Below are 23,065 nucleotides of genomic sequence, written 5' to 3' on the forward strand. Positions count from 1 at the left end.
CCATTATAAACCTCTCCTTTACGTATTTAGTAGTATTGTAACTATTCAGCGGTTGATAAACCAATCCTAGAAATTGAAGCCGGAAAAATGCCATGGACGGCGTTTTTAGGCATCATTTAATAGCAAAATTTTTCCCTTTACCGTTCCCGGTGTTTTATACATGTCAAATGCCGCTTTAATCTCACTTAATGGCATTTTTTTAAAGATCAAGCTTTCATCAAATTTTAGTGCACCAGTGGCAAAAAAGTGTGCTGTAAGCTCCCATTCCTTACCCGGGAACGGAGCACTGTATGACATCCATGAACCTGTAAGGTAAAATTCCTTTCTATTCATGTTTTCAAACAATCTTGGCGTAAAAATTAAATCCTTAGTAGGTGTGCCTATGAAACATAAGCTTGACCGATTACCTGCCAGTTCAAAAGCCAGTTTCATGGTTGCATCCACACCAGCCGTTTCAAAAACAAAACCAAAACCTTTCTTATTGGTATAATCCATTGCAATCTCATAAAAATTGCTATCCAGCGTATTAATGGTTACATCGGCTCCAAGCTTTTTCGCCAGGGCAAGCCTGTCATTATCAATATCAAAAACAAATACTCTTTTTGCCCCATAGATTTTTGCCCACTGCGCAGTAAAAAGACCGATGGTGCCGCCTCCTAGTATTGCTACATCTTCACCACCATGATAATTGGCGCGGTTTAAGCCATGAAGTGCTACGGTGGATGGTTCAAAAAACGCTCCCTGCTCAAAAGAAACACTTGTATCAAACTTTACTGCATTTCTTTCAGGTAATTTTACATATTCCGCAAAACTTCCCTGCGTCCTTGAGCCAATAAAGCTGTAAAACTTACATTGGGAATAGCTGCCCCTTTGACAATCCTCACATTTAAAACAAGGTAAAAGAGGGGCTCCTGCTACCCGGTCACCGACTTTAATGGTTGTAATCTCTTTTCCTACTTCCACAACCTCACCAGAAAACTCGTGTCCCAGTACTATCGGATAGTAGTGGGCACCGTTTCTCAGTACACGAGGTATATCCGAGCCGCATATTCCCGTTGCTTTGATTTTTACCAGTACTTCTCCATCATTGATTCGAGGGGTCGGATATTCCTCATATCTTAAATCATCATTTGCATGTAACACAGCTGCTTTCATTATCCCACCTCACTTTTTATAAAAGTATCCTTTAGTCTTTCATAGATCTCCAGATAGATTTCATAGTATTTTTTATAGGTTTCATGTACTTTCATATCCGGTTCATGTACCCTTGTAATGTGAATAGTTCTATTTACTGCTTCTTTAAAATCACGGTACATGCCGGTTCCAACCCCGGCAAGAATTGCAGCACCCAGAGTCGTTGCCGTATCAGATGTCGGCACCTTAATAACCTTTCCGGTTACATCGGATTTGATCTGCGTCCACAGCCTGCTGTTTGCAGCCCCTCCCATGGCAACCAATTCATCCACCTTTACGCCTGCTTCTTCTGCAGTCTTTAAGTTGTGCCGAAGTGCATAGGCACATCCTTCCAGTGTAGCACGTATCATATGAGCCCTTGTCTTGCTGTAATCAAGTCCGAAATAAACGCCCTTTGCATGTTTGTCCCATATGGGCGATCTTTCTCCTGCCATGTAGGGTAAGAATATTAGTCCGTCTGAACCGGCTTTGACCTGAGAAGCTTCATCATCCATTATCTTAAATGAATTGATACCGGTTAATTGTTCCTTCTGTATTTCATAAGCTCCCAATTCCTGCCTGAACCACTTTAAGGTTCCTCCGCCACCAATGGTACCACCTTGCAGCAGCCATAAATCAGGAACCACGTGAAAGCTTAAGATTAATTTGGGATGGGCCAGGGCCTGACCTACACATATACTCATGCCTCCTGCCTGGCCTCCCTGTTCCTGAGTCTGTCCAATTTCAATAACACCGGCTCCAAGGGTACCACATGCTGCATCCAACCCTCCTGCCACAACAGGAGTTCCTACTGCCAACCCTGTCGCTCCCGCTGCCTCTTGGGTTACTTCACCAACTACCTGATGGCAGGCAAATATTTCAGGGAGTTTTTCCAATGGAATCTCCAGTTCATCACAAAAATCCTCTTCCCATTTTCCTGTTTTCATGTCAAATACGTGGAGACCATACCCCTGGCAAATATCCTGCGTCATCATACCAGTGAGCTTAAAAACGATATAACTGTTACTCTGCAGGAACTTAAAGGCTTTCTTATAAACGTCAGGTTCGTATTCTTTAAACCAGAGGATTTTAGGCGTGGAATAGGTCGGCTCAAAAGGGTTTCCACTGATTTCAAAAATCCTATCGTGTCCATACTTCTCAAGTACTTTTCTGGATATTTCCGACGCTCTTGTATCCATCCATATGGGCGTATTGTACAGTACATTGCCCTCTTTATCCACAGGAATTGCTGACCAGCTCTGTCCATCTACTCCTATGCCTGCTATTTGCTTCGGGTCAATCTTCGCCGTGTTAATTGCCTCACGGACTGCATCACAAATTCCTTTCCACCATTCCTGCGGATTTTGTTCTACATATCCAGGTGCCGGATAGTAGACAGGATATTCCTTTGTGGATTGGGCAATGACTTTACCTTCAAGATCAAAGAGCGCTACCTTACAGGCTGAGGTTCCAATATCAATTCCCAATAAAAGTTTCTCCATAACATTACTCTCCATTATTACAACTTGTAATTATGATGTGTCATAGTGGGGAGTGGACAGTGGGGAGTGTTTTTTGAACTTGATCGGTAATTTACTCCCCACTCCTCACTCCCCACTACTTCGCACTTTAAATATAAAATGACGCAGGTAACAGATTAATCAAAAAATTTATTGCCTATTGCCTGCTATAATTGATTATTAACGTTAAATATAGTATCTTTTCTTTATAGCTAAACGTTTCGTTTTAAGCCGTAAAGAAAATTACACACCCCTGATTTCATCTGCTAGTCCACTACAGCTACAAAGACGAATTTTCTCCCTCACTACTTTCTTTACAGCTTCCTTTGCTGCCCCCATATATTTTCTTGGGTCGTTTTCCTTGGGATTACTTCTAAAACACTCCTGTATCGCTTGAGCCATAGGAAGCTTAAGCTCTGTCGCAATATTTATTTTACAGATTCCTCTTTTAACAGCCTCTTTGATGCTGTCATCCGGAACTCCTGATGCTCCATGGAGAACCAGAGGTAAATCTACAAGATTTCTTATAGCAGATAATCTTTCAAAATCCAGTTTCGGCTCTCCCTTATATACGCCATGGGCAGTACCAATGGCAATTGCCAGCGTATCGATACCTGTAGCTTCTACGAAATCCTTGGCTTCTTCGGGTACGGTAAAGGTAGCTTCCCGCTCATCCACCGTCATATCGTCCTCGGTACCGCCAATCCTCCCCAATTCTCCCTCAACAGCTACTCCGGCAAAATGAGCCATCTCAACCACTTTTTTTACCAGAGCAACATTCTCTTGATAGGGAAGCTCTGCACCATCAATCATTACGGAAGTGTAACCATTTTGAATACACTGGACAATCATTTTATAAGATGGACAATGGTCTACATGAAGAGCAACAGGAACATCATAGATTTTTGCTGCCTCTTTTACACAAGCTGCTACAAAAGGAATTCCGGCATGTTTTAAAGTACCCGGAGTCGTCTGAATGATAACAGGTGCCCTTTCTTCTGCCGCCCCCTCTACTACAGCCTGGATCGTCTCCATGTTATGGACATTAAAAGCGGCAATCGCTACACCTTTTTCTTGTGCCTTTCGTATAAAAGACAATGGGTTTATCAGTGACATATGATATCAATCCCCCCTCTAAGCTTATATATAACTTTAAACGTTTCGCATTGCAGTTAAAAAAATTTTTTATCCTGTAAGCTTACTAACTGACTCTTTTAGCAGAATCTCGGTCTTTAGCCGATAAATTGCAGGAAAATTGCTTCGATCTCCTTTTAGCCTTTTTAATAAAACCTCTGCAGCAGTTTCACCAATTTGCTGCATTGGCTGGACAACAATGGAAAGAGGCGGCTTAACGATCTTGGCCATTTGTATATTATCAAATCCAATGATAGACAGCTCCTCAGGAACCTTTATGTCCCTTTCATTAATTGCCATGATAGCGCCTAGGGTCATCTCATAGTTGGTAACAAATACAGCCGTAGGCCGGGGATTATTATCTATTAATTCTAAAAGAAGCTTATACCCGCTTTCTATTTTATAATCACCATATTTAATCAGACTGCGGTCAACTTCCATTGCATAATCTTCATGCACCCTTAAATACCCTTTTAGTCTCTCCTGCGCAGTGTAAATATTCTCAGGACCGCTAATAATGCCTATTTTTTTATGCCCCCTCATAATAAACTGCTCCGCTGCATCATAAGCCGCATTAAGATTGTCGGTTAATACTACGTCACAGCTAATGCCTTTTAACATCCTATCTATCAGCACAATGGGAATATTTTTTTCAATAGCTCCTTTTATGCATTCAATGTTTTTGCCGGAGGGGACCATGACAATACCATCTACCAGCTTATTGATAAGAAAATCGAATTTTTCCTTTTCCAGCTTTTCATCTTCACGATAATCACAAAGGATGGCACTATATCCATTTTGTATAAGTATGTTTTCAATGTTGGATACTATACTTGTAAAAAATATGTTTTCCAGACTCGGGATCAGAATTCCTACCGTCATGGTACGGTTAGTCTTCAGCCCCCGGGCGATTTCATTAATCTTATAATCCAGAACCTTTATCGCTTCTTCAATCAGTTCCTTATTTTGCTCCAGGACATTACCGCCATTTAGATATTTTGAAATGGTTGCAATAGAAAGTCCTGTATATTTAGCTACATCTCTTATTGTTGCTATTTTTCTCACCTCTATCGCGAAACGTTTAGTTCTGATTTTATTTTATCAGTAATTTATTTTTTCGTCAATTATTTTTTTGATGGTGGCGGACATGTCAAGGGGGCGTGTCAAGGGGACGGGGGGCGTGTCAAGGGGACGGGGTTATTGACAACCTATAGATTAGGAGGTGTTGTCAACAACCCCGTCCCCTTGACAGTCCAAGTATTTCGGTTACTATTAATGCCTGTTCAGGCTTTACAACCGGTTCTGTATCATTTAATATGCACTCAATCCAAAGTCTAGCTTCCATATCGGCGGCACTTTCCTCACTGCCATCATAGAAATCAACACCCTTGGCGTCCAACGAAGGAGTGGTGGTATACAGTCTGCCAAATTCAACTCCGTTGATGCGCAGTCCATCCATCATGTCCGCTCCGGCTTTGGTCCCACATAAGGTTGTTCTGGCCTCTCCAGTCTGCAGTGTATTAAGCGCCCAACTGGATTCTAGTATAATGGTTGCGCCATTTTCCATTGTAATAAATAAAAGACGGTTTTCAAACCCGCCAAAACCAGCGAATAGAAAACCGTCTCCAGATTTTTATTTGATTATCCTAAATACATATTGCACCTATTTTTAGTTCTCAATTGTTTTTATCATCCAAACCTACCCGTAATGTAGTCCTCCGTACGTTTATCATCAGGATTGCTGAAAATCTTAACCGTCGGGTTATACTCTACCACTTCTCCATGTAAGAAAAATGCTGTATTGTCCGATATACGCCCTGCCTGCTGCATGTTGTGAGTAACAATTATAATGGTATACTGCTCTTTAAGTTCTGTAGCCAGGTCTTCTATTTTTAATGTAGAAATAGGGTCAAGGGCTGATGTAGGTTCATCCATTAGCAACACTTCCGGTTCTACCGCCAAAGCTCTTGCAATACAAACCCTTTGCTGCTGTCCTCCTGACAATCCTAAGGCATTCTTTTTTAAATGGTCTTTTACTTCATCCCATATTGCTGCTGCCCTTAAGCTCTTTTCTACAATTTCATCTAATACGGCTTTCTGGGAAATACCATGGATCCTTGGACCATAGGCTATATTATCATATATACTCATTGGAAATGGATTGGGCTTTTGAAATACTAATCCCACCTTTTTTCTTAGCTGAATTACATCTACATCTTCATATATATTCTGACCGTCCAGTCTTACTTCTCCTGTAATTTTACACCCTTCCACCAGATCATTCATACGATTTAAAGTTTTCAGGAAAGTGGATTTTCCACATCCGGAAGGACCAATAAATGCCGTGATTTGCCTTTCAGGAATTTCCATATTAATTGATTTTAATGCTTGAAAATCTCCATAAAACAGGTTCAGATCCTTAATCGAAAATTTCGTATTACTCATATTTACACTCCTTTTGCTTTTCCTATATTATATTCAATCAACCATTTATTCCTAAATATATTCAATTGCATCAAAAATTCACCTTATCAATTATATTACATATCACTTTTTGGATTTCATTATAAGTTCATTAAAATGTGCATGCAATTTTCAATAATTTTAAAATACTGCAAATAGATCGCTGCACTTTCATTTAATAAGCACATAAGACTTTATAATATGTCCAATACTTAAAATAACTACTGCTAAATGTGGGAAATCTCTTAGGTCAATACAATGTTTTACCAATCCTTATGTGAAAATTATGCTCCTAAATCTAATTTCATATAGTATGTATTATCCACATCAGGTGGTTCCGACAAAATAAATATATAACTTCCGCTTATATCAACGTAATTATACTTCAATATTGTATACTTGTAAAGTTTTTTAATACTACTTCCCTCATTATTCTTATATGGGTTGTAGTGCCAAATATTCAAATATTTAAATGCTCATCTTTATATATCGTCTGTTTAAATTTAACATAAACTTAACAAACTATTAATACACACTTAAAAAAGGACAACTATTATTATGTTTGTCCAATTACTTCAAAAATTAATTTAAAAAATTTAGGAGGTTAATACCATGAATTTAAGAAAATCCGCATTGATTCTTTTAACTCTTGTCGTGGCAATTTCCTTGGTATTTGCAGGTTGCTCTTCAAATGCTACAAAGACAGAACCAGAAAAAACCGGACCAGCAAAAACAGAGGCTCCACAGAAAGAAGAACCTAAAAAAGAAGAAATTAGCGGCTCTATCGTATCTCTTGGTTCAACTGCAATGCAGCCGTTGGTAGAAGAAGCTGCAAAGCAATTCATGTCTAAGAATCCAAAAGCTCAAATCCAGGTTCAAGGCGGCGGTAGTGGTACCGGATTAAGTCAGGTAAGCTCCGGCGGTGCAAACATCGGCAACTCCGACGTATTTGCTGAGGAAAAGATAAAAGAAAAAGAAGTGGTTGCTTCATTAGTAGACCATAAAATTGCTGTAGTAGGTATGGCTGCAGTTGCCCATAAAGATGTTGGTGTTGATAACTTAACAAAACAACAATTAATTGATATTTTCACCGGTAAGATTACCAACTGGAAAGACGTTGGTGGAAAAGACCTTAAGATCACTCTGGTTAACAGACCTAAGAGCTCCGGTACAAGAGCAACCTTCAAAAAATATGCTCTTGACGGTGCTGAAGAAGCTGAAGGCATCACTGAAGAATCTTCCGGAACAGTTAGAAAAATTATTAGTGAAACTCCTGGTGCTATCGGTTATCTTGCCTTCTCCTATTTTGATGATTCAGTAAAGCCTTTAAAATTAGATGGCGTTGAACCAACAGAAGAAAATGTTATTACCGGTAAATTCCCTATCTGGGCATATCAACACAGCTATACTAAAGGTAAGCCAGAAGGTTTAACTAAAGCATTCCTTGACTTTATGATGAGTGCCGAGGTTCAAGAAACAATTATTCCAAAACTCGGATATATTTCTGCCACAAAAATGAAGGTTGAGAGAGACGCAAGTGGCAAGATTACAAATAAATAATCGATTTTAGTACTTAATATTCATATCATAATTGGACTGTACTAAAAGGGGGGCAAATTCAAAATTTTTGCTCCTCTTTAGTGCTGTCTAAATGGTGGATGTATATTACTTATATACTATAATTATCCACATAAAATAAAATGTGAAGGAATGATTATATTGATTAGAACAACGAGAGAAAACGATAAGGTAAAAGATGTTTCGTCTTTAAACGCCAAATATTATGACACTAAAAATAAAATTGTTGCAAGCATAGGTAAATATTACACTTACTCCTGCATTTTTTTTAGTATTATGATTATTACTTTCCTTACCTATTTTATTGCTTCCAAAGGCCTATCGACTTTTTTGAAAGATGGAGTAAGTTTATTTGATTTTTTATTAGGAACTGAATGGAAACCGGAACATGAGAATACTCCAAAATTTGGAGCCTTTGCATTTATTTTTGGTTCCTTTGCAGTAACTCTACTGTCTGTATCTCTCAGTACTCCCTTAAGTGTCGGTGCGGCAATTTTTATGGCAGAAATAAGTCCTAAATCAGGATCTAGGTTTCTACAACCGGTTATTGAGTTATTAGTGGGAATACCTTCTGTTGTCTACGGCTTTATTGGTTTATCTGTTATTGTTCCATTTATGAGAAATACCTTTGGTGGAACCGGTTTTTGCCTGGCATCCGGGACACTTGTTTTGACAATCATGATCTTACCCACTATTACAAGTGTTTCCTATGATTCGCTAAAAGCGCTGCCCGGTGGCCTTAAAGATGCCTCTTATGCCCTTGGAGCAACAAGGTGGCAAACCATTTACCGAGTCTTAATTCCAACCGCTTTGCCCAGCATATTGACTGGGGTTGTTCTTGGGATGGCACGTGCTTTTGGAGAAGCACTCGCAGTACAAATGGTTATAGGAAACGTGCAAAGACTGCCAAATTCTATTTTTGACTCAATAAGCACACTTACCAGCATTCTTACTTTGGAAATGAGTAATACAATCGCAGGGACAACATATAATAATGCATTGTGGTCCATGGCTCTTATACTGCTTCTGATGTCATTCATCTTTATCTTTATCATAAGAATTTTAGGGAAAGGAAGTAAGTTAAATGAACGTTAAGGTAACCGATAAAATTGCTACAATAATATTCTATACAATTGCAATCGTTATTACGTTAATATTAGTTGGCTTATTGAGTTTTATCCTTGTAAAGGGTTTGTCCGGCATATCATGGGGTTTTCTGACAAAACCGCCCGAAAATATGAAAGCTGGCGGTGGAGTTGGCCCACAAATATTTAATTCATTTTTCCTGCTTTTTCTTACCATGCTCTTTACTGTTCCGGTTGGTATTGGCGGTGGAATATATATGGCCGAATATTCGAAACCAAATATTGTTACTAATATAGCAAGACTTGTTATTGAAGTTTTATCTTCTCTTCCTTCAATTGTGGTAGGGTTATTTGGTTTACTGATTTTTGTTCAAAAGATGGGGATGGGATTCTCTTTATTTTCCGGGGCCTTAGCCCTAATGATATTCAATCTCCCTTTAATGGTCCGTATTACCGAACAATCTTTGAGGGCGGTACCGGTAGAACAAAAGGAAGCAAGTCTTGCAATGGGTATTTCCCACTGGAAAACAATTGTATCTATCATGCTCCCTATAGCCCTTCCAGGGATCATCACGGGAACAATATTAACAGCCGGAAGAGCATTTGGTGAAGCTGCTGCACTAATGTTTACTGCAGGAATGAGCTCCCCACCTCTGGATTTTACAAATTGGAACCCACTATCAGCAAATTCACCTATAAACCCTTTTAGACCGGCTGCAACCCTTGCTGTTCATATCTGGAAGGTTAATAGTGAAGGTCTGACCCCCGACGCCAAACAAATCGCTGCCTCAGCTTCAGCAGTTCTTATTACATGTGTATTGTTTTTTAATTTATTATCACGATTGGTCGGAAAATTGATTTACAAGAAATTTACAGCTGCATAACTTATTTTTATAGAGAGTATTCTTAGGAGGATAATATGGTTACTCATAATAATATTTCATTTGCTGAAAAGGATATTGCTATTGAAACACGGAATCTAAATATATACTATGGTGCCAAGCATGCAATTAAAAACCTTAGCATGCAAATTAAAAAGTTAGATATTACGGCCTTTATTGGTCCTTCAGGATGTGGAAAATCCACCTATCTGCGTGCCCTGAATAGAATGAATGATTTAATACCGATTGCTAAAACTACAGGAGAAATTTTATTTGATGGACAAAATATTTGTGACAAAAATATAGACCTTGCAAAAATCCGGCAAAAAATTGGGATGGTATGGCAAAAACCCAATCCATTTAATAAGTCAATTTACGAAAACATCGTATTTGCACTTAAGTATTATGGAATCAAACAAAAACACGTACTAGATGAAATTGTTGAAGATAGTTTGAAAAAAGTAGCTTTGTGGGATGAAGTCAAGGACCGACTGCATAAATCCGCATTGGCATTATCCGGCGGGCAGCAGCAAAGGCTTTGTATTGCCCGTGCAATCGCTACCAAGCCTGAGATTTTGCTTCTGGACGAACCTACTTCTGCTCTAGACCCCATTTCATCTGCAAAAATTGAAGAACTGCTTTTTGAGTTAAAAAAAGATTATACAATTATTATAGTTACCCATAATATGCAACAAGCCGGAAGAATCTCCTCTTATACCGCTTTCTTTTTAATGGGGGACCTTATTGAGTATAATGAAACAAATGTGATATTTACCAACCCAGTTATAGATAAGACCAATGATTATATTATGGGACGATTCGGCTGATATCTGAAAAGTCACCCTCTCCTTCTTAATGGGTGGCTTAAAAAATATACATGTAAATTTTTTAGGTTATATTTTCCAACTGTTATTCTTTTTACAAAGGAGACTCGTGATAATGCGCATAAGAAAATACTTTCCAAATATCATAAGATTTACAAACAAATTAAAAGAACGGCATACTAAAATTTTACCTAAAAAGGGTACTGATATCATTAAACTTGAAGGCATTATAAAGTTTCTAAATAATTTTAAACTGAAGAATCTTTTATTGTCTTGTTTTCTATTAATTTTAATTATTCCTCTTACCCTGATACTCTCTTTTTCGTTTGTAGAAAACCGGAGTATTCTGGCAGGTGAACTATCGAAAGCACTTTCTGATACTAATAAATTAACTGCTCAACTAATCGGCAGCAATATTAAAGATATCAATGCAATCATTACTGAGATATTAACAGATACTGAATTTGAACAAAATATATCTGAACTGAACCAAGATAAGACAAATATGAAAGCTCATAACTGGGTTTTGAGCAGAATGCGTTCATTCAGAGCTAAGGCTATCAGCACAGGAATTGAAACAATCATTGTTACTACAAACGATGGTGAAAAGCATTATGGAGAACTATTAAAATCCCCATTTTATGATAAACCATTTAAAGGGTCTGAAATTGAAAGAAAGCTTAGTCAAATACCAGCCGAAAAATTAATCTTCCCTTTTGAATATAATAATGAAAAATATTTGGTTTTGGGTATAAAAACTCCTGTAATGTACATACATATTTACAAAAAATTAGATAATATTAGAAATTTATATAATAACATAGATTTTAAAAATGGAGAAACAGCTATTATCGCCGACGATTATACTTACATTATTCCACCTTCTAAAATTAATCTGGACCATCTGATGAAGTTTGTACTAACAGAAGGAACGGGATATTTTATTGATAAATTAAACAACGGCGATTATGTAGTCTCCTACAATCAAATTCCTGATACTAAATTTTATTTTATTTCTACCGTACCGCTTAACAATGTTTATAAAAAATCCAATGAAGTGACAATAACACTTTTATGGGTATGCGGCATATCAGTTGCTGTTGCTTTTTTAATCGCTTACTTAATATCCAATTTAATCGCCAAACCGGTGTTTAATTTGCAGAAACTAATGCAGATGGCTGAAAAAGGTGACCTAAACATCCAGGTAGAGTTGTCTGGAAAAAGCGAACTTGCAATTTTAAGTAAAAGTTTTATGAAAATGTTAGAAGAATTTGTAGAGCTCATCAAAGAAATTAGTAATGATGCAAATATCTTAAATGAGCATGCTGTAAAAATGGAAAGCATCGCAAATAACGCTCGAACAATTTCTGAGCAAACGGCTATTGCTTATAATGAACTTGCAATAAGTACTCAAAAACAAGCAGATGATGCGCTCCAGTGTTTTGAAAATGGCAGAATATTGGAAGAAAAAATAACAAATGTAATTAACTTTACTTCTACGATTAAACAAGATATATATAACATGGTAAATATGATTAATAATGGCCATACAAATATGGAGCTGCTTGTAAATTCATCCAATAACACCATAGAATCATCTAATAAAGTATTGAATAGTATTTCAATGCTAAAGAATAATACAACCCAAATCAATAAAATTACCAAGTTAATAAAAAATGCTGCCGAACAATCCAATCTTCTGGCACTCAATGCAGCTATTGAAGCCGCAAGAGCTGGTGAGCACGGCAGGGGCTTCGCTATTGTAGCAGATGAAATGAGAAAACTATCTTTAGATATTCAGGGTTCCACTAAAGAAATTGAAAACATTTTAAACTATATTTTGGATAACGTTCAACAAGTACATGATTACTCCAAAACTTCCAACCAGATTATTCATGAACAAATTACGCTGATTAAAACTTCAAATGAATTATTTAAACAAATAAACAATTTATCTACTATTACTATCAATCATGTATCAGGAATCGACCAGATGATGGAAGAAATGAGCTCCAGCAATAGTAACACTTATCATGCCATTAAAAATATTAGTACTTTTGCGGAAGAAAACGCCGGAACTACACAGCATCTTTCAGCAAGCATAAGTGATTTTACCAATTTTATCAATGAATTATACAATCATGCAAAAGAACTTGAAAATCTGTCTATGACATTACTACATTCTGTTAATCAGTTTAAAATTTAAAATACAATTATAATAGTTTTGAATAAACGTCTTCTTAACCCTGATGTGGCTTTTCCTATACAGAGATGTTTTACGACCGGCTTTAAATGAGAAAGCCGGCCTTGTATATCTGCTCTTGAGATACTATACTGCCCTTTGCCGGCGGAACTGGCTGTTGTAAAGGTGATGGTAAAACCCTCTTTTATTCAGCAGTTCATGATGGTTACCCCTTTCAATGATCTCTCCGCCGTTAATGACCAGAATTTGATCCGCATTCTGGATGGTACTCAACCGATGGGCAATGACAAAACTGGTCCGCCCTTTCATCAACTGCTGCATCGCCTGCTGGATGTGCATCTCGGTACGGGTGTCCACATTGCTGGTTGCTTCATCCAGGATAAGAATGGCCGGGTCGCTGAGAATTGCCCTTGCAATGGTTTGACCCGGCTTTGCTTTCAGGTTGACATTTTTTAAAACAGGAACACCCTTTTCATATCCAAAATCAACATCCTTGAAAACCACTTCTCCTGATACGTTTTTCATCACTGCAGCATCAGGTACATCATCCAATTCTGGCTTCTGATCCATCACTTCAAATACCCGTTCTGCTCCTGCCAGTGCCGACTGGACCATGTTAAACTGATTTGCAATATCGTTGATAGGCCGCGTGAACTGCTTAGCGTAGTTTAAAAAACCGGCAATCATGCCGACTGTCATCGTTCCCTTCACAGCCATCAGGCCCCCGGCAGCGGCACCCAGTACAAAACTGATGTTGCCCAGGCAGTTCATGAGCGGCGGAATGATACCGGACAAGATTTGTGCACGTATCCCTGCTTCATTCAGCCGCCGGTTTACGATTTCAAATTTGCTGATAGCTTCTGCCTCCCTGCAATATGCTTTTACTACACGCTGTCCCGATATGGTTTCTTCAATATATCCGTTTAATTCTCCCAATTGCTTTTGCTGGGCTGAAAAGTATTTTTTTGTGATACGTGCAATCCTTTTCGATAAGAACAGTCCTGCAAGAGTAAAAATCAGAATGAACAGGGTAAGCAAAGGGCTGATCCAGAGCATCATTCCCAGTGATCCGATAAGTGAAATAATGCTGGAAATCAACTGGGTTGTGCTTTGCGTCAGAACATTGTTTATGTTTTCCACATCGTTGGTCAGGCGGCTCATCAGCTCTCCGTGCGGACGACTGTCAAAAAAGTGCAGTGAGAGCGTCTGTACTTTGCTGAATAAATCTTTTCTGAGATTTCGTACCGTGTTCTGCGAAATCCCGATCATCATATAAGTTTGGATCCATACGGTCAGCGCGCTGATTGCATATACAACCATCAGCACCCCTACATCCGCAGCCAGTTTTGCAAAATCAACATTTCCCTTTCCCACCATCGTGTCCACTGCAAGTCCAATCAGGTAGGGTCCTGCCAGGGATAGTCCCGTCCCTGTCAACACCATAATAAAAACGACAGCCAATTGCCTCTTTTGTCCGCCCAAATAGTGCCAAAGCCGTTTCAGCGTTTCTTTTGTATTGTTAGCCTTTCCACCTTGTCCATGGACAATCTCTGCTTCTGCCCGCCCGAAAGGTTTACACCCCGCTGTCCCAGTACTGTGTCGTAGCCATGGGGAAACCCCATGATAAAATCATGGGCCTGTGCTGCTTTGGCGGCCTCTACCACTTCCTCTTCCGTCGCGTCCTTGCGCCCCCACCGGATATTATCCCGGATGGTTCCCGAAAAAAGGATGGATTCCTGCAAGACCACACTGATGATGCTGCGCAAGTACTGAGGTTCCATATCCCGTACGTCCACTCCATCAATGAGTATCCTTCCTTCGGTTGCATCGTAAAATCTGGGTATCAGGTTTATCAGCGTGGATTTACCGGCCCCGGTAGCACCCAGGATAGCAATGGTCTCGCCTGGATTGGCTGTGAAAGAAACATCCTGGAGTACATCCGCTCCACTTGTACCTTCATAGCGGAATGATACATGCTTAAACTCCACTCGTCCTGCTCTGACGACATTTCTGCAAGCTTCTGAATCATTCCCGATATCCAATTCCATATCCAGCACTTCAATGATACGATCTGCCGAAGCCTTTGCCCTGGTAGCCGACATCAGCATCATGGTTGACATCATAAGGGCAAACAAGATTTGCATAATATAATTAATTAATGCGATAACATGCCCCACCTGTATATTCCCGGAATTGACGCGATAACCTCCAAGCCATGTGACAGCCACCACACCGGTATTCATCAGCAGCATAATGATGGGCATGGTCATACCCACAAACCGGGAGGCTTTTACAGTGATTTCCATCAGTTCATCATTCGCTTTGCCAAACCGGCTGATTTCATAATCGGAACGGACAAAAGCCTTTACTACCCTGACTCCCGTCAGGTTTTCCCGCATCACTCTGTTGACCCTGTCCAACTTTTCCTGTACTGCAGCAAACAGCGGAAAACTTTTCGTGATTACAAAAGCCAATATCCCTATCATCACCGGGATTACCGCCAATGATATGCATGCAAGGACGGGATTGATTGCAACCGCCATCATAATTCCGCCAACAAACAGTAGAGGTGCGCGGACCAAGATACGCAGCATCATCAGCACAACATGCTGCACCTGCATTACATCATTGGTCAGCCGGGTAATCAGCGATTCGGTTTTTAACTTGTCCAGATTGGCAAAGGAAAATGACTGAATTTTCTGAAACAGGTCGGCCCTGAGGTCGGTACCGAAATTCTGGGAGGCTATCACGGCAAATATTGTACATCCTATACCTCCTGCCATTCCAAGCAAGGCAATCCCCAGCATAAGTGTTCCTGTCTTGATAATATAGCCGGCATCTCGGCTGCCCACACCAATGTTGACAATGCGGGACATCAGGGTTGGCTGAAGCAAGTCGCAGACTACTTCCACAAGCATCAGAAGCGGAGCCAGCAGCACAGCGGCCCAGTATGGTTTTAAATATAAGGCTAATCTTTTCATCAAACCTATCCTCCAATTAATTCGATATCTAAATATATCTTTAATTAATCTTCCTTGCAGGTCTTCTTCAGGTTTTCCTCCATCTGCAGAAAAAAACGTCTGATCAGTGCCTTTTCTGTTGTTGTAAAGTTTTTAAAAGTTTCATTTTCCAACTGCTTTAGCTTCATTTCAACAGAAAGCCGGACGTTTTTTCCTTTTTCTGTAAGATAAACCCTGGATACGCGGGAATCTTCCGGATCCGTCCTTCTCATGATCCAACCGGCCTTCTCCATCCTCTTTAACGTTGCCGTAATAGTCGCAGGCGTCAATTTACGCCGTTGTGCCAATTCTGTTTGTGTCAGTCCGTCCCTTTCCCATAAGGCAAATAAAACAGGCGGCTGGCCGTAATACAGTTCCAATTCTTCCAACAACTCCACTACACGGCGGTGATGCAAACGCGTTACTTTTACAAACAAATCATTCAGGGAATCTTCATCAAACTGTTCCATATTCCACCTCCAATTATTTAGATATCTAAATATATTTTCATAATAGCACTATAAAAAATCCAAGTCAAGTAATTTATTTCAAACTGCATTTTCAGGCATTTATATGAAGATATCCGGCTTTCAAATCTATCCAGGCATGTAAATATGAACGCCAATTATCTTTCAGAGTTATTTAAGAAGGAAGTAGGTATCTCCACCAGCGAATACATTCAAAGTGAAAAGATCGAAGAAGCAAAAAAATTATTAGCTTTCACCAATTATTTGCTGTTGGATATTTCCCTCTGGCTGAACTTCCATGACCAAAGCCATTTTACCAGGGTCTTTAAGAAAATAACAGGCTTGACACCAAAACAGTACCGGGATAAAAATAGCGCTTTATTAGGTTTCAATATTTATTTGTTAAATCTATGTTAAATCTATGTTTATTAACAAAAAACAGTATAAATTTGGTATTAAATGTGCTAATATTATTAATATTAATATTGTATATGCATACTATTTTTTTATTTCGAAGGAGGTAAAATACTATGGTAACAAGACACCACTTTGATATGGAACTGGAAAACCTGCATCAAGATCTAATAGACATGGGCAATAAAATACAGGAATCTATCGATAATGCAATTATCGCATTAAAAGATCAAAATATTGAATTAGCAAGGCAGGTATTGAAAAATGATGATGTAATCGATGAATTAGAACATAAAATTGAGAGAAAGTGTATCAACCTTATTGCAAGGCAGCAGCCATTGGCAAAAGATTTACGGACAATCAGCACTGCGCTTAAAATTATTACAGATATGGAAAGAATTGCAGATCATTCTGCTGATATCTGTGATTTAACCATAAAAATGGCAGACCAAAAATACATTAAACCATTGATTGATATTCCCAAAATGGCCGAAGCAGCAAAAGCAATGGTTAATCATGCAATCAATGCTTATGTTACCCAGGATGTAGAGCTGGCAAAGAAAGTTTGTAATGATGATGACGAGGTAGATAATTATTTTGTTAAAATAGTAGATGAACTTAGAGAAATCATTCGTCAAAATCCAGACACTGTCTATCAAGCTACTAACTTCATTCTAGTTGCAAAATACCTGGAACGTATGGGCGACCATGCAACCAATATCGGTGAATGGGTAATATACAATGTAACAGGTGTCCATAAAGATCTTAACCATGGAGAAGTGAGATAGAAAATAAATAAAAAAATATACGATACGACGATACGTGGTATCGTATATTTTTTTATTTAATGATTTCTTGCCGGAACTCTCTCTCTAAATAATAAACTAACTGTCCAGAGCCCTGCCAAACCTACAATCGTATATACAATTCTACTGAGCATTGCATTTTGTCCACCGAAGATACTTGCTACCAAGTCAATCCCAAATAAACCTATTAATCCCCAGTTCAACGCCCCGATGATTACTAAAATTAAAGCCAATCTATCCATTTGATCAACTCCTTATAGCTTTTAATTTTAGTATTTCTTAAATTTTAATATTAATACATATGAAAAATTTTTATATCAACTTTTTGTACTTTTAATTATTTTTAACCGTGTAAATTCTTCTCTTTCCTTTTCCTCTAATGCATTTTGAATATTGGATGTAATTTGCTCGTATCTGGGGATCATAATATTTTTTAGAGCATTCGCCCTCTTTTGTGTCCTTTTAATGTTATTAGCAAGCCTGTAAACTGCATTTTCAATTTCCGCGAGGTCAACTGTCAGCTTTTTAACCTTATCAAATTTTTTATATGCTTCGTCCAGTGCAGCATTGGTCCGGAAGAAACCATACCTGGGTTGAATTTCTTTTTCTTCCATGGTGACCATAGGAATTTCCACTCCCATAATACTCCTGAATTTGATATCAATACCATCTTCGACAGGAATCGCATGTCCTATCTGCTCGACCGTACTAATTCCTATGGTAATATTGGCAACTTGCAGCGCTTCATAGGCTTCACGGAATGTAACATCTATCTGGGATTGAATTTCTTCAGCTTTATCAATCAGCAGCATCATCTCCCGGATGAGTATATTTCTTTTTTTATCCAACAGCTCATATCCCTGTCTTGAAAGCCGCAAAGTATTACGTGCCTGTATAAGATTCCCTTTGGTAGGAAATAAGGCGACATCCATTATAACTCACTCCTTGTGCTGCTGTAAGGCCTGTAGTATTTATCAAGTATTTTTACATCCACCCTATCCAGTTCTTCTTTAGGTAATATACCAAGCAGCCTCCAACCTAAATCCAAGGTATTATCCATAGACCTGTTTTCTTCCTTGTTCTGGGAGATAAACTCTCTTTCAAAAGCTTTTCCAAACTCTATATATTTTTTATCAATTTCACTTAACTCATCTTCCCCTATAACCGAAGCCAACGCTCTCACTTCCTGTACATGGGCATAGGAGGCAAAAAGCTGGTTTGCAATAGCAGGATGGTCTTCCCGGGTAAAACCTTCCCCGATCCCATCCTTCATCAGTCTTGAGAGAGAAGGCAATACAATGACTGGAGGGTAAACACCCCTTTGGTGGAGTGACCGGTCTAAAACAATTTGCCCCTCAGTAATATAACCGGTTAAATCAGGGACGGGGTGCGTAATGTCATCATTAGGCATTGTCAAAATTGGAATCTGCGTAATAGAACCTTTCCTGTCCTTCAGCATGCCTGCCCTTTCATACAGAGAGGCCAAATCGCTATATAGGTATCCCGGAAAACCTTTTCTACTGGGAATCTCTCCTTTGGATGAAGAAATTTCACGGAGTGCTTCACAATAAGAGGTCATGTCGGTAAGGATAACCAGTATATGCATATTATGTTGAAATGCCAGATATTCTGCAACCGTTAATGCACAGCGGGGCGTAATAATTCTTTCTACAACCGGGTCATTTGCTAAATTTAAAAACATTACAACCTTTTGCAGTACACCGCTTTCTTCAAAACTCCTTTTAAAGTAATCGGCAACATCATGCTTGACACCCATTGCTGCAAAGACTACTGCAAATTCAGCATCCTCTTGCTGTGCCAGTTGGGCCTGACGGACAATTTGAACCGCCAGGGCATCATGGGGCAGTCCATTTCCGGAAAATATGGGAAGTTTCTGTCCCCGTATGAGCGTAGTAAGTCCATCAATAGAAGAAATTCCGGTCTGAATATAATTTCTTGGATATTCACGGGACACAGGATTGATGGGTTTACCGTTCACGTCCCATTTTACTTCAGGGAAAATTTCCCCCATGCCGTCTATAGGTCTTCCAACACCATCAAAAATCCTGCCCAATATTTCCTTAGACAGCGGAATCTCCAATGAATGCCCTAACAACCGGGTTTTCGTATTTGTCAATGAAATATTAGACGTGCCTTCAAAAACCTGGACAACAGCAATGTCCCCATAAAGTTCTATAATTCTCCCTATTCTTTTCTCTGAATTATCTACCGTAATTTCCACCATTTCTTCAAAAGAAGCACCCTGTATTCCTTCGATGATTACTAAAGGTCCAGAAATTTGTTTTAAGCCTATGTATTCTAATTTCATGGTCATTATTCCCCTTCAAATTGCTATGCTAATACTTATACCTCTCACGTAACCGATGATAAAATTCATCAATCTTCTTCTTTACTTCTTCAAACTTCTCAAATTCCTCATTCCCAACGGTATATTTTATTTTTATAATCTCTTCAAATATTCCTGTATTTCTTAAGACCGACATAGGGATATTCTGCGCTATAAGCTCCTTTGCTTTGCTGTACAGGTATAATATTGCCTCCATCATTTTGAACTGCTTTGTGACAGGCACATAAGTATCGCTGGCATGATACGCATTTTGCTGAAGAAAACCCAGCCGGATTACTCTTGAAATGTCCAGAATAAGTTTTTGTTCATCCGGCAAAATGTCTCCCCCTATCAACTTGACAATTTCCATTAGCTTGCTTTCTTCCTGCAGTAATCTCATTATTTCAGTACGAAGCTCAAAAAATTTACCATCTACATTTTTTTCATACCAATCTTTCAAAAGATCGATATACTCACTATAACTGGTAAGCCAGTGTATGGCAGGATAGTGCCTTGAATAGGCAAGCTGCCGGTCCAGCGCCCAAAAACACCTTATAAACCGCTTGGTATTTTGTGTGACCGGTTCTGAAAAGTCTCCTCCCTGTGGAGAAACAGCACCTATAATTGTTACGGAGCCTTCTGTCCCATTTAAATTTTGTACATAACCTGCTCTTTCGTAAAACTCTGACAAACGGGATGGAAGGTAAGCCGGAAATCCCTCTTCTGCAGGCATTTCTTCCAAACGCCCGGAAATTTCTCTAAGTGCTTCCGCCCACCGGGAAGTAGAGTCTGCCATAATTGCAACATGATATCCCATATCCCTATAGTATTCCGCCAGCGTAATACCTGTATAGATTGAAGCCTCTCTTGCGGCAACAGGCATATTGGATGTATTAGCTATCAAAACAGTTCTATCCATTAGAGGACGTCCAGATTTCGGGTCAACCAGCTTTGGAAAATCTTCCAATACTTCTGTCATTTCATTTCCCCGTTCACCGCATCCTATATACACGACGATATCGGCATCAGACCATTTTGCCAACTGGTGCTGCGTCATGGTTTTACCGGTACCAAACCCTCCCGGAATAGCTGCCGTGCCTCCCTTGGCTATGGGAAAAAGGGTATCAATGACCCTTTGTCCCGTAACAAGCGGCCTGTCAATTCCTATTCTTTTAAGATATGCCCGTGGTGTCCGTATAGGCCATTCCTGGATAAGCGTTAGTTCTCTGATTGCACCCGAATCTTCCCGTATCTTTACAACCGGCTGATGGATGGAATAGCTGCCATCCGTTACGGTTTCAATTATTTTGCCCTTTATTGTTGGCGGCACCATTATTCTATGCAGTATAAGAGGAGTTTCCTGGACTTCTGCGATGATACTTCCTCCACTAATCGCGTCTCCTGCTTTTACAGTGATATGTGTATCCCATTTTTTTCGAGGGTCCAGTGCTTCCATTTCCAAGCCTCTGGAAATAAATGCCCCGGATTTTTTTTCTATGTAATGTAGAGGCCTTTCTATACCATCAAATATATTCCCGATAATTCCCGGACCCAATTGAACCGATAAGGGTTTGCCAGTAGATATGACCGGTTCTCCCGGGAATAAACCGGTAGTAACCTCATATACCTGGATAATTGTCATATCATCATGTATTGCAATAACTTCACCAATTAATTTTTCTTTTCCTACCATAACCATTTCAAGCATGCGGAAATCTTTACTGCCCTTTACCTTTACAACAGGCCCATTAATGCCATATATGGTTCCTTTAGCTTCTGCCTCCATAGTATCACCCACTTTACTGCTTTTTACCAATTACCAACCCGCTTATTTCGAGAAACTGTTCTCTCTGCTGCTGTATTTTAGCAGCCAATGAATTATCTACCAGGATATTTTTGGTTTTATTAAAAATTTTACATCCGCCAATTATGTCAGTTTGCTCTACCTGAATTTCCATATTAAAACCCAGGTTTTCTTTTATTCTATCTATTAGATGAACATCCGTCCTATTAATATAGACCACTATTTCCCCATCTCCGGTTATCTTACAGCCTTCTTTTATGCTGTCTGACAGGAAAGTCAAATAACCGGGCGTACGAATAAATTCAATAACTTTTTGATGAATGTTTGAAAATATTTCATCAATGATTTCTTCTCTCTTTTGAAGTAACATTTTCTTACTTTCCATTGATGCACGGGAAATCATTTCATTTTTTTCTTTATGAATCCTGCGAATTTCTTTCTGAATTGTTAAATAAGCCTGCTCTAGAAATTCAAGCTCTTTTTGCTCCAGCACTTTAAGCCGGTTTTCTCTTATTGACTCTATGATTTGTACTCTTTTTTCTGCCGCTTCCCTCATTACAATCCTGGCAAAATTATCTAGCTTGTCATCCACAGTACTCAATAATATCACCTCAAATCTTCAATCCTATCGCTTCCCGGACATACCGAGTGATGGAATCAGGCGTCCGCCCTGTTCCATGACGGTCTGGTATCTCAACGATCAACGGCGTATGGTAGTTCAATTTTATGTCTTTGATATACTCTGGAAAAAGCTTAACCAACTTTTCGGTAATCAAAATAATTCCTATTTCTTTATTATGCACGACATCATCCAAAACCTGTTTGAGTTCATGTCCTTCGTGAACCACAACTCCTTCAATTCCTGCCAACCTCATGCCGGTTTTCGTGTCAACATTATCACTAATTAAAAATACTTGCATAGTTATCACCTTTCGGCTAAATTCTATTTAAGATACTAAAAGTAACCAGCAGCCCGTAAAGTGCGATTCCTTCTGCCAGGGCAACAAAGATAAGTGCCTTACCCATGATTTTAGGGTCTTCACTGATAGCTCCCAAGGCTGCTGAACTTGCTGCCGCAACTGCAATTCCGGCTCCTATGGTTGCCATTCCCGTTACAAGTGCTGCTGCAAGATAGGCCAGCCCATTCCCGGCGGCATCGGCTGCAGCGGCTGCATTGCCGGAAGCAGAAACATCACCTGAGAACAATACAATTGTTGCTACGATTAGAATAGAGAAAAATGAAAAAATATTGATGCCTAAAACCGTTTTTACTTTATTTCCACTTAACCCGCTTAAAATAAACACTGCTCCAGGAATTATAATACTTAATATCAATGCAATTGAAGTGATTAATATAAACATGTTGA

Annotated in this window: 23 protein-coding genes; 7 read left to right on the forward strand and 16 right to left on the reverse strand. The window is 39.1% G+C overall.

What is annotated here, in order from left to right:
* Nucleotides 1–105: 105 nt before the first annotated feature.
* The 6 genes from CIB29_RS08215 to pstB (CIB29_RS08240) form a co-directional block, all read right to left on the reverse strand.
* The gene (locus CIB29_RS08215) at nt 106–1,155 is read right to left on the reverse strand and encodes a galactitol-1-phosphate 5-dehydrogenase (protein ID WP_094548616.1); all 1,050 of its coding nucleotides are present in this window, start codon (nt 1,153–1,155) and stop codon (nt 106–108) included.
* A complete protein-coding gene (locus tag CIB29_RS08220) occupies nt 1,155–2,675 on the reverse strand; it encodes a xylulokinase (protein WP_094548618.1) in 1,521 nt (506 codons plus the stop codon). The genes CIB29_RS08215 and CIB29_RS08220 overlap by 1 nt, the downstream gene beginning before the upstream one ends.
* Nucleotides 2,676–2,936: 261 nt before the next feature.
* Nucleotides 2,937–3,809 carry a class II fructose-1,6-bisphosphate aldolase gene (fba, locus tag CIB29_RS08225; RefSeq protein WP_094548620.1) on the reverse strand — a complete coding sequence of 291 codons (873 nt, stop codon included), beginning with the start codon at nt 3,807–3,809 and terminating at the stop codon, nt 2,937–2,939.
* A 69-nt stretch (nt 3,810–3,878) separates the two neighbouring features.
* Nucleotides 3,879–4,892 carry a LacI family DNA-binding transcriptional regulator gene (locus CIB29_RS08230; RefSeq protein WP_242965115.1) on the reverse strand — a complete coding sequence of 338 codons (1,014 nt, stop codon included), beginning with the start codon at nt 4,890–4,892 and terminating at the stop codon, nt 3,879–3,881.
* A 163-nt stretch (nt 4,893–5,055) separates the two neighbouring features.
* A complete protein-coding gene (locus CIB29_RS08235) occupies nt 5,056–5,394 on the reverse strand; it encodes a hypothetical protein (protein ID WP_198543806.1) in 339 nt (112 codons plus the stop codon).
* Nucleotides 5,395–5,516: 122 nt separating this feature from the next.
* A complete protein-coding gene (gene pstB / locus CIB29_RS08240; protein WP_094548622.1) occupies nt 5,517–6,272 on the reverse strand; it encodes a phosphate ABC transporter ATP-binding protein PstB in 756 nt (251 codons plus the stop codon).
* 630 nt (nt 6,273–6,902) lie between these two features.
* Between pstB (CIB29_RS08240) and CIB29_RS08245 the strand changes: the two genes are divergently transcribed.
* The 5 genes from CIB29_RS08245 (at nt 6,903) to CIB29_RS08265 (ending at nt 12,864) form a co-directional block, all read left to right on the forward strand.
* The gene (locus CIB29_RS08245) at nt 6,903–7,850 is read left to right on the forward strand and encodes a phosphate ABC transporter substrate-binding protein (RefSeq protein ID WP_094548624.1); all 948 of its coding nucleotides are present in this window, start codon (nt 6,903–6,905) and stop codon (nt 7,848–7,850) included.
* A 240-nt stretch (nt 7,851–8,090) separates the two neighbouring features.
* Nucleotides 8,091–8,963: a phosphate ABC transporter permease subunit PstC gene (gene pstC / locus CIB29_RS08250; protein WP_423241299.1), complete on the forward strand. Its 873-nt coding sequence runs from the start codon at nt 8,091–8,093 to the stop codon at nt 8,961–8,963.
* Entirely contained in the window at nt 8,953–9,837 is an 885-nt protein-coding gene (gene pstA / locus CIB29_RS08255; protein WP_094548628.1) for a phosphate ABC transporter permease PstA, read from the forward strand. Before pstC ends, pstA begins: the two co-directional genes overlap by 11 nt.
* A 35-nt stretch (nt 9,838–9,872) precedes the next feature.
* Entirely contained in the window at nt 9,873–10,661 is a 789-nt protein-coding gene (gene pstB / locus CIB29_RS08260) for a phosphate ABC transporter ATP-binding protein PstB (protein ID WP_094548630.1), read from the forward strand.
* Nucleotides 10,662–10,773: 112 nt separating this feature from the next.
* Complete coding sequence (locus CIB29_RS08265) at nt 10,774–12,864, forward strand: methyl-accepting chemotaxis protein (protein WP_157910250.1); 2,091 nt, start codon at nt 10,774–10,776, stop codon at nt 12,862–12,864.
* A 123-nt stretch (nt 12,865–12,987) separates the two neighbouring features.
* On the opposite strand, the gene CIB29_RS19440 is transcribed toward CIB29_RS08265, so the two are convergent.
* The 3 genes from CIB29_RS19440 to CIB29_RS08280 are packed head-to-tail and all read right to left on the reverse strand — an operon-like array spanning nt 12,988 to nt 16,330.
* Nucleotides 12,988–14,322 carry an ABC transporter ATP-binding protein gene (locus tag CIB29_RS19440; protein ID WP_198543807.1) on the reverse strand — a complete coding sequence of 445 codons (1,335 nt, stop codon included), beginning with the start codon at nt 14,320–14,322 and terminating at the stop codon, nt 12,988–12,990.
* Between the two features lie 38 nt (nt 14,323–14,360).
* Nucleotides 14,361–15,842: an ABC transporter ATP-binding protein gene (locus tag CIB29_RS08275; RefSeq protein ID WP_094548634.1), complete on the reverse strand. Its 1,482-nt coding sequence runs from the start codon at nt 15,840–15,842 to the stop codon at nt 14,361–14,363.
* 44 nt (nt 15,843–15,886) lie between these two features.
* Nucleotides 15,887–16,330 carry a MarR family winged helix-turn-helix transcriptional regulator gene (locus tag CIB29_RS08280; protein WP_094548635.1) on the reverse strand — a complete coding sequence of 148 codons (444 nt, stop codon included), beginning with the start codon at nt 16,328–16,330 and terminating at the stop codon, nt 15,887–15,889.
* Between the two features lie 111 nt (nt 16,331–16,441).
* Here CIB29_RS08280 and CIB29_RS08285 point away from each other — a divergent pair, with 111 nt between their 5' ends.
* Together CIB29_RS08285 and phoU are read left to right on the forward strand one after the other, a co-directional pair.
* Nucleotides 16,442–16,744, forward strand: a complete 303-nt coding sequence (locus CIB29_RS08285) for a helix-turn-helix domain-containing protein (RefSeq protein ID WP_278335841.1) — start codon at nt 16,442–16,444, stop codon at nt 16,742–16,744.
* A 113-nt stretch (nt 16,745–16,857) separates the two neighbouring features.
* Nucleotides 16,858–17,529, forward strand: a complete 672-nt coding sequence (gene phoU, locus CIB29_RS08290) for a phosphate signaling complex protein PhoU (RefSeq protein ID WP_094548639.1) — start codon at nt 16,858–16,860, stop codon at nt 17,527–17,529.
* A 56-nt stretch (nt 17,530–17,585) separates the two neighbouring features.
* Here the strand turns inward: phoU and CIB29_RS08295 are convergent, their stop codons facing one another.
* The 7 genes from CIB29_RS08295 to CIB29_RS08325 all read right to left on the reverse strand — a co-directional run bounded on the left by CIB29_RS08295 (nt 17,586) and on the right by CIB29_RS08325 (nt 23,060).
* Complete coding sequence (locus CIB29_RS08295) at nt 17,586–17,789, reverse strand: DUF378 domain-containing protein (RefSeq protein ID WP_094548641.1); 204 nt, start codon at nt 17,787–17,789, stop codon at nt 17,586–17,588.
* A gap of 75 nt (nt 17,790–17,864) precedes the next feature.
* On the reverse strand, nt 17,865–18,479 hold the full coding sequence (locus CIB29_RS08300; protein ID WP_094548643.1) for a V-type ATP synthase subunit D: 615 nt from the start codon (nt 18,477–18,479) through the stop codon (nt 17,865–17,867).
* Nucleotides 18,479–19,876 (reverse strand): V-type ATP synthase subunit B, encoded by a 1,398-nt coding sequence (locus tag CIB29_RS08305; RefSeq protein WP_094548645.1) that lies wholly within the window; start codon nt 19,874–19,876, stop codon nt 18,479–18,481. The genes CIB29_RS08300 and CIB29_RS08305 overlap by 1 nt, the downstream gene beginning before the upstream one ends.
* Before the next feature lie 28 nt (nt 19,877–19,904).
* Entirely contained in the window at nt 19,905–21,680 is a 1,776-nt protein-coding gene (locus CIB29_RS08310; protein WP_094549171.1) for a V-type ATP synthase subunit A, read from the reverse strand.
* 13 nt (nt 21,681–21,693) lie between these two features.
* Nucleotides 21,694–22,290: a V-type ATP synthase subunit E gene (locus CIB29_RS08315; protein ID WP_198543808.1), complete on the reverse strand. Its 597-nt coding sequence runs from the start codon at nt 22,288–22,290 to the stop codon at nt 21,694–21,696.
* Nucleotides 22,291–22,309: 19 nt separating this feature from the next.
* Nucleotides 22,310–22,618, reverse strand: a complete 309-nt coding sequence (locus CIB29_RS08320; RefSeq protein ID WP_094548648.1) for a V-type ATP synthase subunit F — start codon at nt 22,616–22,618, stop codon at nt 22,310–22,312.
* Nucleotides 22,619–22,634: 16 nt separating this feature from the next.
* Nucleotides 22,635–23,060, reverse strand: coding sequence for an ATP synthase subunit C (locus CIB29_RS08325; RefSeq protein ID WP_094548650.1), 426 nt, complete (start codon nt 23,058–23,060; stop codon nt 22,635–22,637).
* Nucleotides 23,061–23,065: the final 5 nt, after the last annotated feature.

The organism is Petroclostridium xylanilyticum, from assembly GCF_002252565.1.
Lineage (GTDB): Bacteria > Bacillota > Clostridia > SK-Y3 > SK-Y3 > Petroclostridium > Petroclostridium xylanilyticum.

Coding starts and splice junctions, on each gene's coding strand:
- CIB29_RS08325 (WP_094548650.1), bottom strand. CDS start 23,060: ATGTTTATATTAATCACTTCAATTGCATTGATATTAAGTATTATAATT.
- CIB29_RS08300 (WP_094548643.1), bottom strand. CDS start 18,479: ATGGATGTCGCCTTATTTCCTACCAAAGGGAATCTTATACAGGCACGT.
- CIB29_RS08305 (WP_094548645.1), bottom strand. CDS start 19,876: ATGAAATTAGAATACATAGGCTTAAAACAAATTTCTGGACCTTTAGTA.
- pstB (WP_094548622.1), bottom strand. CDS start 6,272: ATGAGTAATACGAAATTTTCGATTAAGGATCTGAACCTGTTTTATGGA.
- CIB29_RS08275 (WP_094548634.1), bottom strand. CDS start 15,842: ATGAAAAGATTAGCCTTATATTTAAAACCATACTGGGCCGCTGTGCTG.
- CIB29_RS08295 (WP_094548641.1), bottom strand. CDS start 17,789: ATGGATAGATTGGCTTTAATTTTAGTAATCATCGGGGCGTTGAACTGG.
- CIB29_RS08220 (WP_094548618.1), bottom strand. CDS start 2,675: ATGGAGAAACTTTTATTGGGAATTGATATTGGAACCTCAGCCTGTAAG.
- CIB29_RS08320 (WP_094548648.1), bottom strand. CDS start 22,618: ATGCAAGTATTTTTAATTAGTGATAATGTTGACACGAAAACCGGCATG.
- CIB29_RS08215 (WP_094548616.1), bottom strand. CDS start 1,155: ATGAAAGCAGCTGTGTTACATGCAAATGATGATTTAAGATATGAGGAA.
- pstA (WP_094548628.1), top strand. CDS start 8,953: ATGAACGTTAAGGTAACCGATAAAATTGCTACAATAATATTCTATACA.
- phoU (WP_094548639.1), top strand. CDS start 16,858: ATGGTAACAAGACACCACTTTGATATGGAACTGGAAAACCTGCATCAA.
- fba (WP_094548620.1), bottom strand. CDS start 3,809: ATGTCACTGATAAACCCATTGTCTTTTATACGAAAGGCACAAGAAAAA.
- CIB29_RS08280 (WP_094548635.1), bottom strand. CDS start 16,330: ATGGAACAGTTTGATGAAGATTCCCTGAATGATTTGTTTGTAAAAGTA.
- CIB29_RS08265 (WP_157910250.1), top strand. CDS start 10,774: ATGCGCATAAGAAAATACTTTCCAAATATCATAAGATTTACAAACAAA.
- CIB29_RS08245 (WP_094548624.1), top strand. CDS start 6,903: ATGAATTTAAGAAAATCCGCATTGATTCTTTTAACTCTTGTCGTGGCA.
- CIB29_RS08235 (WP_198543806.1), bottom strand. CDS start 5,394: ATGGAAAATGGCGCAACCATTATACTAGAATCCAGTTGGGCGCTTAAT.
- CIB29_RS08310 (WP_094549171.1), bottom strand. CDS start 21,680: ATGGAGGCAGAAGCTAAAGGAACCATATATGGCATTAATGGGCCTGTT.
- pstB (WP_094548630.1), top strand. CDS start 9,873: ATGGTTACTCATAATAATATTTCATTTGCTGAAAAGGATATTGCTATT.